The 12,090-nt window shown below is 64.2% G+C and carries 9 protein-coding genes, 1 tRNA gene and 1 pseudogene; 1 reads left to right on the top strand and 10 read right to left on the bottom strand.

The annotated features are described in order from the left end of the window. Nucleotides 1–5 precede the first annotated feature (5 nt). Both WAZ62_RS16460 and WAZ62_RS16455 read right to left on the bottom strand, forming a co-directional pair. Nucleotides 6–500: a disulfide bond formation protein B gene (locus WAZ62_RS16460; RefSeq protein WP_422644620.1), complete on the bottom strand. Its 495-nt coding sequence runs from the start codon at nt 498–500 to the stop codon at nt 6–8. A 63-nt stretch (nt 501–563) separates the two neighbouring features. Continuing rightward, a complete protein-coding gene (locus tag WAZ62_RS16455; protein WP_422644619.1) occupies nt 564–1,493 on the bottom strand; it encodes a TraB/GumN family protein in 930 nt (309 codons plus the stop codon). Nucleotides 1,494–1,813: 320 nt separating this feature from the next. On the opposite strand from WAZ62_RS16455, the gene WAZ62_RS16450 reads away from it, so the two are divergent. Further along, nucleotides 1,814–1,900 (top strand) — tRNA-Leu (locus tag WAZ62_RS16450). A 968-nt stretch (nt 1,901–2,868) separates the two neighbouring features. Here WAZ62_RS16450 and istB read toward each other — a convergent pair. From istB to WAZ62_RS16410, 8 genes and pseudogenes are all read right to left on the bottom strand, one after another. After that, nucleotides 2,869–3,597: an IS21-like element helper ATPase IstB gene (gene istB / locus WAZ62_RS16445; protein WP_422644618.1), complete on the bottom strand. Its 729-nt coding sequence runs from the start codon at nt 3,595–3,597 to the stop codon at nt 2,869–2,871. Continuing rightward, nucleotides 3,530–5,096: pseudogene (istA, locus tag WAZ62_RS16440) on the bottom strand (IS21 family transposase). Before istA ends, istB begins: the two are co-directional and overlap by 68 nt. 560 nt (nt 5,097–5,656) lie before the next feature. Further along, a complete protein-coding gene (locus WAZ62_RS16435) occupies nt 5,657–6,016 on the bottom strand; it encodes a 4-fold beta flower protein (protein WP_422644617.1) in 360 nt (119 codons plus the stop codon). A gap of 247 nt (nt 6,017–6,263) precedes the next feature. After that, complete coding sequence (locus WAZ62_RS16430; RefSeq protein WP_422644616.1) at nt 6,264–6,629, bottom strand: DUF6527 family protein; 366 nt, start codon at nt 6,627–6,629, stop codon at nt 6,264–6,266. A 5-nt stretch (nt 6,630–6,634) separates the two neighbouring features. Beyond that, nucleotides 6,635–8,032 carry a ThiF family adenylyltransferase gene (locus tag WAZ62_RS16425; RefSeq protein ID WP_422644615.1) on the bottom strand — a complete coding sequence of 466 codons (1,398 nt, stop codon included), beginning with the start codon at nt 8,030–8,032 and terminating at the stop codon, nt 6,635–6,637. A 1-nt stretch (nt 8,033) separates the two neighbouring features. Further along, entirely contained in the window at nt 8,034–8,900 is an 867-nt protein-coding gene (locus tag WAZ62_RS16420; RefSeq protein ID WP_422644614.1) for a multiubiquitin domain-containing protein, read from the bottom strand. A gap of 90 nt (nt 8,901–8,990) precedes the next feature. Continuing rightward, nucleotides 8,991–11,963 carry an ATP-dependent DNA helicase gene (locus WAZ62_RS16415; protein ID WP_422644613.1) on the bottom strand — a complete coding sequence of 991 codons (2,973 nt, stop codon included), beginning with the start codon at nt 11,961–11,963 and terminating at the stop codon, nt 8,991–8,993. Nucleotides 11,964–11,993: 30 nt separating this feature from the next. Next, the coding region (locus WAZ62_RS16410) for an IS3 family transposase (RefSeq protein WP_422644409.1) at nt 11,994–12,090 on the bottom strand (97 nt) is incomplete at its 5' end.

Below are 12,090 nucleotides of genomic sequence, written 5' to 3'. Positions count from 1 at the left end.
CCCCGTCAGCGCCGCCGCGCCGCCACCACGGCGAGCGCGGCGATCCCGGCCGAGATCAGGGCATTCCAGACCGCCATCGACAGGCCGAGGAAGGTCCAGGCGATATCGTCGCAGCGAACGATGGGCGCCGCCTCGATCGCCTGCAGCAGGTCCTCGGCCGAGCCCGCCGAGGTGCCGCCGCCACCGCAGCTGGCCAGGCCCTGCCACCATTGCTGTTCCACCCCGGCGTGGAAGACCGCGATGCCGACCCCGGCCAGCAAGCCGGCCACGGCGAAGGCAAGCCCGAGACCGGCCAGCCGCCCGGGCGCGACCAGCGCGATCAGGGCCCCCGCCAGCGCGGCGCCATGGGCCCAGCGCTGCCAGATGCACAATTCGCAAGGGGCGAGGCCGCCGACATACTGGAATGCCAGCGCGCCGCCCAGAAGCGCGGCCGAGCCCGCCAGCACGATGAGGCCGCCAAACCGAGCCCCGGCCAAACCGGGGGCAGAAAATCCGTTCAAGACCATGCTCCAGCAACGCGAAAGCGCCCAACCCCGCCGGTCATAGCAGGCGCCCGGCGCGGGCTAAAGCCTTTCCGCGACGATACCGAGGGCGGCGAGCCCCGCGATGACACTGTCATCCCCCGCCAGATGGCCGGCGCCGACGGCGATGAAATCCGTGCCCGCGCCATCCATGATGGCCTTGATCTCCTTCACCCACTCCCTGTTGCGCCGGACGAACAGCGCCTCGTAAAGCGGGGCGGAGGCGGCCATGCCGTCATCCCTGACGATGGCGCCCAGGCGATCGACATCGCCCGCCATCCAGGCATCGACCAGATCGCCGATATCGGCGCCCTTGTCGTGCTTGCCTTCTCGCGCCGCCCACAAAACGTCGATCGCCTCGCGCAGCATGGCCATTTCTTCATCAGGCGGCAGGTCGGCGAAGATGCGCAATTGCTGCGTGATCGTCTCCAGACGGCGGATCGGCTTTTTCAGCCCCCCGGCCAATTGCTCGAACATCGCATCGGCGCCGGCGGCGGCATCGAAACCCTGCCCGGTCATGGGCAGGCTGGCCAGGGTCAGGGCCACAAGCCAGGGCCGCATATGGCGAAAGGTGGAAGGCGCCATGCCGGCGGCGGTGACGATCGCCGAAAGCCGCGCCGTGTCCTCGGGGCCGAGACGGCTCGCCAGCGCTGTCTTCCAGTCGATGCCATAGCGCAGGAGGGGCAACGCGATGCCAAAGCCGGGCGCCGTGTCGGTTTCCAGCCACAGCCTGTCCGCACCCTCGAAAGCGTCGTAAACGCGGGGCGTCAGCCAGTCGGTATCGGGGCGAAGGACATGGACCGTGCCGAACAGATAGACGGTCGAATCAGCGTCATGCAGAACCCAGAGCGCCGGCTCCGCCCGCAGCGGCGCCGCCCCCAGCGCCAGCACGAAGCCGAGCCCCGCCGCCACCGAACCGCACCAGGCCCCGGCCCTTTCCATCCATCCGATCACAGGTTCCGCACCGTCCATCAGATCGTCCGCCTTCCTGAATATCAGGCCCGCCGGGGCCCGCCAAGACGATTGACCGGGCGCGCCGGCTCGCTATGATCGCGCCTCGCTTTCGGGAGACTACCAGCCCGAAGGTCCGTCCTGTGCCCCAGTGGCGGAATGGTAGACGCGGCAGACTCAAAAAGTGGTTTGTCTACCGTGCGACAGAATATCACGGTGAGTTGAAAAGCTGTTGTAGTTCAAGGCGTTGGCGGGGTAGGAGAAAAGCGGTCGAGGGAGCCTCAAAAAGCGCTAGGTGCAGAATAGGTGCAGAGCGCGGCGGCTAGAATCGGCGGTAATGTGCGGGCGTGGCGGAATTGGTAGACGCAGCGGATTCAAAATCCGCCGTCCTTACGGATATGTCGGTTCGAGTCCGACCGCCCGCACCACGACAATCGGATCGCGGCAAAGGACGATTATCGTTCTCATTTTTGGTCGGAGACTCATTTAGCCTTCAGTTCCGCTGCCCAGACCCATGATCTGTTACTGATGGTTGCGGGGGCAGGCAACCATCTCAAATTGCGTTATTTTCCAATCGGCTACGAACTATTAAAGCAGATGGCGCCGGCGGCTCGTAGCGGCCTGTTTCGCAGCGCTGCGTAGCAGGTCATGCGGCCGGAATATTGCTGGGGATCACAGTTTGCTCTCGACATAGCCCGCTTAGAGCTCGACCAGCCGGCCCACCGCCTGCTCGCGCTCCATATTCAGCTCGGATCCGACCAACGGCGATCGACGCAGAGCATCAAGAACGCCTGCCGAAGCCGTCTCGGCCCGCACCTCTCCCGTGAATTCTCCTGCACCAGCAGCTGGTGCTCGAAGCTCCCGCGTTATTTCGCCCGATGCCACATCTGCGGATTTCTGAGATGTCCGTGTCATATCTCTCAAATTCACTGGCGCTTCCTCGACCCACCATGTCCCATCCTAACGGGATAGTGGTGACCTTGCTAAGCGCGATGGTCCCTATGAAGCAGCGCACGGATGCTCCGAGCACCGAACTGACGCTCAATCGCGACAATCCAGCTGTTAACAAGGCTCTGGTCGAGCTGGTGCGCTTGCTCGCGCGAAGGGCGGCTCGCAAGTGGTATCACCAACAGGTCGAGGCACATCTGCGAGATCGCGAGGCATCCCAAACCTTGAACGCAGAAGCAGCTCTGGTGTCAATCGGCTCGGTAATGGGACCCCGTATCGGCGTCCAATAGGGACCCCAGCGGCGGGTTATCCCGGTAGTGCACAGGAGGGACCCGCGCGCGGCGCGCAGTGCCCTCACGAGCGACGGAGCGCCGCGCGTGGGAGGTGCCTGTGAACCCACCGGGGTAACCCGCGGGGGTGGGGTCCGGGGCGGGGGATTTTCGGGTTGTCAGGCGCGGTTCTTGAAGCGCCAGCTCTCGTTGCCGGTCTCGACGATCTCGCAGTGATGGGTGAGACGGTCGAGCAAGGCGGTGGTCATCTTGGCGTCGCCGAAGACCGAGGGCCATTCGCCGAAGGCGAGATTGGTGGTGACGATGACCGAGGTCTGCTCGTAGAGCCGGCTGATCAGGTGGAACAGCAACTGGCCGCCGGTCTGGGCGAAGGGCAGATAGCCCAGCTCGTCGAGAATGATGAAGTCCTTGCGCGCGAGCATGTCGGCCATCTGGCCCTGGCGGCCGGTTCTGGCTTCCGCCTCGAGGCGGTTGACGAGATCGACGACATTGAAGAAGCGGCCGCGCGCGCCAGCGCGGATGCAGGCCTTGGCCATGGCGATCGCGAGATGGGTCTTGCCGGTGCCCGTGCCGCCGATCAGCACGACGTTGCGCTGGTGGGCGAGGAATTCGCCGCCGGCGAGGTCCCGTGCCAGGGTCTCGTTGACCGCGGCGGCGTCGAAGTCGAAGTCGTCGATATCCTTGGCCAGCGGCAGTTTGGCGATGGTGATCTGGTATTTGATCGAACGCGCCTGCTTCTCGCTGATCTCGGCGGTCAGCAGGTCGCCGACGATGCGCTGGGGCTCGTGCTGGCGCTTGACCGCAGTTGCGATGATCTCGTCATAGGCGCTCTTCATGCCGTAGAGCTTCAACTCGACCATGGCGGCCATGATGGCGGAACGGTCCATCACAGGGGGCTCCTCAGACTGTCGTAGCGGGCGCAATCGGCCAGGGGCTGGTGACGAAGCTGCAGGGCCGCCGGCGTCATGATGGTGGGGACCGGCGCCGCCTCTTTCCGGCGCGCCAGGATGTTGAGGATGACGGCGGCGGAATGGACCCCCTCGGCCAGGGCCTCGGCACAGGCGGCCTCGACCGCCGGCAACCCGTCGTCGAGCACGGCGGTCAGGATCTCCACCATCTGGCGATCGCCGTCGCCAACGGCGCGCAATTTGCGCCGGACCCGCTCCAGTGCCGCCGGCAGGACCCAATCCTTGAAGGGCGCGCCGTTCCGCAGCGCCCCGGGCTTGCGGGCCAGGACCGGCACGTAATGCCACGGATCATAGATCGTCTGGTCCCGGCCGAAGCAGCGTCCATGCTGGCCGACGATGCGCCCTTCCTGGCGGATCTCGATCCGCTCGGCGTAGGCCCGGACCTCGACCGGCCGCCCGACAGCATGGGCGGCGACCGAGTATTTGTTGTTGTCGAAGCGGACCAGGCAGGTCTTGGAGACCGAGGCCGGCACGGCGTGGAAGCCGTCGAATGGGCCGGCATAGGGCACCAGGCTCGGCCGCTCCTCCTCGAACACCGACCAGACCGTTCGCTCACGCAGCTCCGGATGGCGATGGGCGCGGGCATAGGCAATACACTGGTCGAGCAGCCAGCCGTTCAATTCGTCGTAGCACTTCACCCGGACGCGGGGCGAGAAGAAGCGTTCCCGGGCTAGGCCGACCTGGTTCTCGACCTGCCCCTTCTCCCAACCCGACGCCGGTGTGCAGGCCACGGGATCGACCAGATAGTGGCCGCACATCTGCTGGAAGCGCCGGTTATAAGCCCGCTCCTTGCCGACAAAGATCGTGTCGACCGCCGTCTTCATATTGTCGTAGATGCCCCGCGTGCAGGCGCCCTTGAAGAAGGCAAAGGCCCGGTCGTGGGCGTCGAACACCATCTCCTGGCTCTCGCGCGGATAGGCCCGTACGAACAGCATCCGGCTGTGGCAGAGCCGGACATGGGCGACCTTTACCGTGACCGTCGTGCCGCCGATCAGCACGACCTCGTGGCTCCAGTCGAACTGATAAGCCTCGCCCGGCGCGAAGCTCAGCGGCACATAGGCTTGCGCAATGCCGGTGCTGCGCTCCTTTGCAAAGCGCCGGGCATAACGCCGTACCGCGTCGTAACCGCCATCGTATCCGGCGCCGCGCAAGGTCTCGAAGATCCTGACCAGCGTCAGGCGCTCCCGTGCCGGCTTCGCCTCGTTCGCCAACAGCAGCCCGTCCAGTTCTGCACGCCACGGATCAATCTTCGGGAAAGGTTGGGTCTTCCGCTCATAGGCAAAGGCCGTCGCCTCAGATCGGATGACTTTCCTCACCACCTTCCGTGAAAGCTTCAACTCCCGGCAAATTGCCTTGATCGGCTTGCCCTGCACGAAATACGCGCGGCGAACCTTCGCTACCGTCTCCACCACCAGCATCCCGAAACAGGCTCCCCAATCCGTCCGCGGGAAGCCTAAGTGAGCCCCAGCTACCGGGGTCCCGTTTGGGCGCCGATCACCCCCGTAGCGGGGTCCTTATTCCATGCTTGTTAACAACTCTGGGAAGACGAAGAGACCGCCGAAGGCGCAACGCGCGCCTCTAAATTCACGAGATTGCCGGCGCGCCAAAGGTACGTCGCAAAGAGCTGCGCTAGGCGCCGACGCTCTGACTTAAACCTCGATATCCGACACACTGACTGGAGCAAACTCGGCTCGTCGACGTCTGTCGTCAATGTTCTTTCGGCCGAAACGCGCCAGGAGCGGAAGTTGAGCAGCGCGCCGAACGCCGACATTGAGTCACATCTCCGGAAGGACATTCCGGCTGAGGCATGCGGAGGTCCGGCGGCGACCCGTCCGGGGCATTTCAGATTTCAGCGATCCGAAGCGCTGGTCGCTACAAGACCGAGATCTGGCATGAACGAAACATTCAAGCTGGAGCTTTGAAGGCAGCAGGGCAGTGCCGGCGATTAGCCGACCACCGCGACCTTAGGCGCAGCCGCCTAAGCCTCAAAGATCGAAGCCGGATCATAGCTCGACCAGGATGTCGTAGACATTGGTCGCATGGGGCGCATCTGCTTCATGCTTTTCATGGGCTTCATCTGCTTCATGCTCTTCATGGGGAGCATGCTGCGCATCGGCTTCATGGGCCCGCCTGTTGCGCCTTCCGTGAACAGCAGCGTGCTGCCCTGGCTGTCGCGGACAACGCCCGAATCGAAGTATCCGACATGCCTGCCATTGAACCGGTACACGGCACCATCGGACAGATAGCCGATGGGGCGCCCGCCGAAGGTGAAGATGTGTTCGCCGTCGTCAGTGTATGCGTAGGGACGGCCGTTGCAGTCGTAAAATGCTAAAGACACGTCTGAACCCCTTCCGCTCTGAAAAACATTGTACCCAGGTTAACCGAACGAAACGGCAACATAGCGCGACTGCGTTCGACTTCGGCGCCCGACCCAAGACTGCCGTTGCGCTCGCACTCCGGTAAGCCGTCGACCGTGCGCCATGATTGGACATTGAGTCATTGCCCAAAAGCAGGTGTTCCGCACTGTCAGCGCCTTTGTCGAGCTTGCCGATGACGCCCGCAACTAGAAGAACGCACTTCGAGGGTCATGCTCGATCACCTGTGCTTGGCCTACCGTCCTTGCACCAGTCGATCCTGCCCTTCGTGATCCAGAAGTGACAGCCGCAATCGTTCTTCTGATGGACCGATGGCTTCACGGTCGGGCGCAGGAACCAGTCCAGAGCGACGGCCCACCTCGGTCGGCGCTTAGGATTGAGGGAGAGAGGGATAGTGGTCCCACACCCTCCCGGGCATTTGAAGCACGCCCATTTCTCGATTCCTGCGTCGACCACGAAGACGAGCTCGCCAGGAACCACCTGCTCCTCGCTGGGATAGGTCTCGGACTCACGCGACAACAGGTCGAATTCGATCAGCCGGAGCCAGCGGAAGGTTTTCGCGACAAGGCGCTTCATGACGGCTACCCGATCCGATGCAGGAAAGGCGTTACGTCGGCCCGCCCCCAGATCGTGTCGTTCGCGCACAGGTCGCACTCGGGCCGGGGGACACAGGTGCTCGAACGGTCCTCAACCGCATCGAAGCGCCGCCGCCGTTCCGTCTTCATGCCGCCATCCCCTCGAAACGCCGTCAGGCCCTGAAGGAGCTCGTTCACGGCCATGCAGGCGGCCTCGGTCGTGAAGGTGACCACGACAGGCGCAGGGTCGCCCCCACCCGTGACGTAGGCCTCAGCCTTGCGACGGCCGTACTCGGCCGGATCGGTACGCTTGAGCGCCTCGTCGCGGGCCCTTACCGGATTCACCAAGCCACGGCACAAGAGACAGGGCGCGCCAGGCATCATCAGCGTCACTCGGCCAGCCATCTCATAGGGGCGGTCCTTGCTGGCCGGCATGATGCGGACACCCATGTCGATGACGGCGATGCCGTAGAAGTACGCGAGCCTGTTCAGGAAGAGGCGGCCGTCATGATCATCGGTGCATCCGAACACGACGTCACAGGAGCGTAGGGCATCGCGGGCTCGCGCATCGCCAACCCATCCCTTGAAGGTAGCGACCTCGACCCCGAGATCGGCCGCGCGGATCTCCCGCGCGAGAACGTCGACCTTCGCAAGACCGGCATTGGCATCGCTTCGACGGGAACCGTGGACGCGATTGAGATTGGTCAGCTCGATTATGTCGTCGTCGATCAGCAGCAAGCGCCCAACGCCAAGGCGGGCCAGCAGCATGGCCGTGGGACTGCCTGTGCCGCCGCAACCGACCACCCCGATCCGCAGCCCGCGTACGATGGGATTGAACGACGGGCCGAATAGCCTCGCTTGCCGGTCGAGCATCTCGTCGTCCGCGTGGGCCGGGATGCCGTGAAAGACCAGGCGCCGGCCCGAGACCATGATGCGCTCGCAAGGCGCGGCCTCTGACGGACTCGTCCACAGGCGAGCGCAGACGCTTCCATCGCCGCCGAGCACGATGCTGGCGAAGCGATGGCCGGCGCCGGACCGGTTCGTGACGATCCGCAGCAGCTCGGTTTCGTTGCGATCGTCCTGGTCGGAGAAGAAGGCATGGCTGCCGGGATGCGTATGGACGATGCCGAGCGTGAGACCGCTCGCCTCGGCCTGCTTCAGCAACCTGACGAACGACCTCGTTGACCACGTCACGTGAACGCTGGAAGCCGAGATCCTGTCTTCGGCCGGCACGGGGACGACCTTGTGGGAGACAAGGCGCCGACGCGCCTTGCCGGTCCACGGATCGGCAGCGATGTCAGCCCTACCTAGGAGAACGTAGGCCGATGCCTCGGCGCCATCCGCGGTGGCCAGAAGGGCACGCAACTCCGCTTCGTGCCCTTCGAGAAGGATCATATCGAGCATGTCAGGCCGCCTCGGCGAGGGCGAGCTCGATGCGCTTCACCATCGTGTGGATACCATCGACGCCGGGACGCCAGGCGTTGTTGTGGCGCGACCAGCGCTGCCACGACTCGCCGCGGAAGGGGTGCGGCTGATCGGCGGCGCGCGGGTATCGGCCCGCGGACCGGAGCTTGAGCCACGGCATGCAGTAGAACATGTCGGGCGGGCAGTCCGGATACCCCGGCGGCAGGAGGATCAGGATGTCGACGGAAGCGGCGTCGAACTTGCCATCCGGGACCGGGATGCCCTTCAGCACCAAACCCGCCTGACCGGGCTGGCTTCCATCCTCGTAGGAGATGCCACGCCCCGCGAGATACTCGACGTCGCGAGGCGGCAGGAAGATGGAAAGGCCCTCGGTCGTCTGCGCGATCGCCGTGAAGAACTTCTCCACACCGGGCTTCGCCAGATCGACGAGATCGGCGTTGCGGATCAGCAGGTCCTCGCCACCGCGGATCTCCTGATAGACATCGTGCGTTGCCGGATCGACGCCGGCCAGGATCTTGAGCGTGCGACCGCTGACCACGTTGGTCCCGTATTCCCGCTCGCGGTCGTCGACCTTGAAGCGGTAGGAGCGGTCGGTCCTGAAGACCAGGACCTTCTCGGCCCCCTTCGCGCGCAGGTCGAAGAGCTCCTCCTCGCGCAAGGTCTCCAGCGCACCATCCTGCAGGACGGCGATGGCCAGATGCTCGTCGACGGGGCGGGCGCCGGCGGCTTCGAGGATCTGGCGGCCAGTGACGATCGGATCGGGGATCTCGATCTGACGGAAGTTGAGCTCCACGTCGCCGATCAGGATCTGAAAGCGCGGGAGGTTGGCATGGGCAGGCTGGGTCATGAAAAAGGCTCGCTATTCGAATGGCGAGGCGGCACCTGCCGCCCCTTCTACCCATTCAGCGAACCTGACCCGGCGGATTCGGTAGTCGTGTCAGGAAAAATCTTCAGACGTGCAGACGAAGTAGAATTGGCAAGTCGGACAGTCCTTGTTGGCCACGGGCGCGAACTCGCCCCGCTCGATGCCGGCAATGCTTTCGGCGTAGCCTTCCAGCCCCTTGCCAGCGGCGGTCGGGATCGGCGATCGGTCCGACCGGGCCGGGTAATACGCCTCCAGTTCGACCTGCTGGCCTGGAAACATCTGGCGACCGGCCAACTGCAACAATTCCCAGATTGGCTTAGTCAACTCGCTCTTGGTCTTGCGGCCCGTCCTCAGCCTCTGCACGAGAACACCTCCGGTGGGCGACAGGACGACGCGATCCGGTCGCAAGGTGATCCGCTTGCCGGCTACGTCCGCGAACCAGGCGCGGTCGGCATCGATCCCCAACATCCGCATGTTCGCCGCACCCTCGACCATCTTCGTCGCCTCCGCGAGATAGAGCGGCACGAACGCATGGTCGGGACCCTGTTCGGCCCATATCGCATTGAGTTGCGCCACGGCTAGCGTCGCTGTCACGGTCCGGCCTTCTCCGATCTCGTCGAAAATCCAACGGATCGTCTTCCGCACGCAGTCGTGGAACTTGAGATAGGCGCTGTCGTCGCCAGGCCCTCTCAGGCCGTCGATGACTTCGTATCGATACCGCGCAGGGCATTTGGAATAGACTTCAAGGTGCCTCTCCTCGAACTCTGCCTGCGGAGCGATCGGGATTCTAACTGCCTTCGGGGACGTGCCTGGCGACAGGCTCGCAGTGCGGGCACCCGGCAGGACGCCCCCGAGATCCTTGAGGAACTTCGAAGGATTGCATGTTGCCTTGGCGGTGTATCGCCTCGCATGGCTGATGGTCATCGCGTCCCGGGCTCGCGAAAGAGCGACGAAGAACAAGCATTCCGTTTCGGCCTCATGCTCGGCGGGGGAGAGCTCCAGTCGCTCCAGCCCTTTCGGCGCCGGGCATGTCACCGCCCGCCGACTGCCTGGCACGTACCGCGTCGCGACCTGGGGCAGGTGAACCGCGGGGAACTCCAGTCCCTTCGAGCCGTGGATTGTCATCATGCGGACGGCGGCTATGCCGGCCGCCTCCGGTGGAACGATCCGGAACTGGCGATCGTCGTCGAGTCGTTCGAGCCTCCGGATATCGTCCAGTAACCTACGCCGTCCCCCAACGCCGCGGTTCGCGTCGAGATGCTCGCGGCAGAACTTGAGGAGCTGGTAGATCGCGACGAGCGACTGCTGGGAACGAATGTCGCCGGCATCCAGCAGTGGACGCAGGTAATCACTGGATTCGAGTAGGTAGTGGCTCAGGAGGTGCCACGAACTCGTCTTCCATTCCGTTCCGCTCAGATGCTGCGACAGGACGCTGAGCCCGGCGGCGCCGGTGGCGGATATGCCGGCAATCGTGGCGGCCATGGCGCAAGCCGCGACGACGTCTCCTTTTGTCTCACGGGCGTGATCTATGACCCGTACCGCGTCCTCTCGCGTCGCGCCGTACTGCGGGAATTGTGCGACGCGCACCAAGCCGACGCCGCCCGGCTCCGCTCCCAACGAGATCAGAGCTAGAAGATCGCGAATTTCAGGGCGCTCGAACAGGTCGCCTAGATATAGGATGGGAACGCCAAGCTCCTGGAGGATCCGGCCGAAGCGTGCGAGGCAAAGGTGGGTGCCCGCTAGGATGGCTTGGTCCTCATATCCGATACCCAGGGAGCGCAGGCGCTCGATCTGCTCCCGCATCGCGACGGCTTCCGATTGCAGGTCGGGGGCCTGCACCAACTCGACGAAGCCGACCTTGCCGCGGTGAGCCTTCCAGCTCGCCGCCGGACGTGGCGCCGCCGCTATGCCTGCGCCAAAGCGTTCGAAGGCGCGCACCACCGTCTCGCAGGATCGGTAGTTCGTCTTCAGTTGCCGGCGTTGGGCCCCCGGATATCGATTCGTGAAGTCGACCGTGTTGGCCGGGGCGGCGCCACGGAACCGATAGATCGACTGGCGCGGATCAGCCACGACCCAAAGCCTCTTGCCCTGATCGGTGATCTGTTCGAGTAGCGACGTGCTAGCGAAGTTGACGTCTTGATATTCGTCGACAAGAACGTGGCGGTGCTTGGCCCTTACCTCGTCCCGGATGGTAGGGTTTTGGGATAGCAGTTCCGTCGATCGGTAGACGAGGTCGCCGAAGTCCAGGCAATGCAGGTCAAGCAGGGCCTGCTGATAGATCCGGTAAACCCTGCCCACCTCGACAGCCTTTTGGGCCCTCTCGATCTCCTCGTCGCTCACCGCGTTCCTGAGCGCTTCGGCGGCGGCCGTTTCGTACTCCTGGTAGGAGACCATCTCGTCCTTGGCGCGGGATATCGCCTTCAGGATCGGCTTCAATTCCAGGGTCGGGTCCCAGAGGTTCTGAAAATGGACGAGGGAGAGATCCGCAAGGAGCCCTTCCAGAACGGCCAGGGCCATCGCCTCATCTAGCACCTTGAAGTCTGGGGGCAGGCCCGCAGCCTGGTGATGAAGGCGAAGTAATTCCAGGCCGAACGCGTGAAACGTGCCGACCCAGATCAGAGGAGCGGAGGCCGGGCTGACCGTCTCGATCCGCTCGATCATCTCGGCCGCGGCCTTGTTCGAGTAGGTCAGCGCCAGGATGCTCGACGGCGGGATGTCCTTGTCAATCAGGTGCCTTATGCGGGCGATCAGCGTCCTTGTCTTGCCGGTTCCGGGACCTGCATCGAGGATGAGCGGGCGCTCGTCCCACTCGACCGCCTCGCGCTGCTCGAGATCCAAGGGATGGCCGGGCCCGGAGGCTTCGAGCGTGACTGGAGCGACCAGTGGCGGGAGCAACAGGGCACGTATTGCCTGCATGCGAACGAACTCGACGGGCAAGCCGGCTTCCGCGGCGACTCTCGAAGGGCGCTGACGCTGGATAACAAGCTTCTCGCGGAGCGCATCGGCCGGCAGGAGAAATTCCTGCGCGAAGATATCGGCCTGCACTGGCCTGCTGCCGGTTCCGTGGACACCATCTTAAGCTAGTTCGGCCATCCGTTCGAACTCCGCCGGACTGACGTAGCCGATCGTCGAGTGCCGGCGTTTCGGGTTGTAGAAGCGTTCGATGTAGTCG

It is taken from the genome of Zavarzinia sp. (genome assembly GCF_049306435.1).
Lineage (GTDB): Bacteria > Pseudomonadota > Alphaproteobacteria > Zavarziniales > Zavarziniaceae > Zavarzinia.
The sequence above is the reverse complement of the archived record's forward strand: the minus strand, read 5'-3'. Positions and strand labels throughout refer to the sequence as shown.

Bases quoted from the DNA above. Each gene is read 5' to 3' on its own strand.
- istB (WP_422644618.1), bottom strand. From the start codon at position 3,597: ATGGACCGTTCCGCCATCATGGCCGCCATGGTCGAGTTGAAGCTCTAC.
- WAZ62_RS16455 (WP_422644619.1), bottom strand. From the start codon at position 1,493: ATGGACGGTGCGGAACCTGTGATCGGATGGATGGAAAGGGCCGGGGCC.
- WAZ62_RS16420 (WP_422644614.1), bottom strand. From the start codon at position 8,900: ATGACCCAGCCTGCCCATGCCAACCTCCCGCGCTTTCAGATCCTGATC.
- WAZ62_RS16425 (WP_422644615.1), bottom strand. From the start codon at position 8,032: ATGCTCGATATGATCCTTCTCGAAGGGCACGAAGCGGAGTTGCGTGCC.
- WAZ62_RS16430 (WP_422644616.1), bottom strand. From the start codon at position 6,629: ATGAAGCGCCTTGTCGCGAAAACCTTCCGCTGGCTCCGGCTGATCGAA.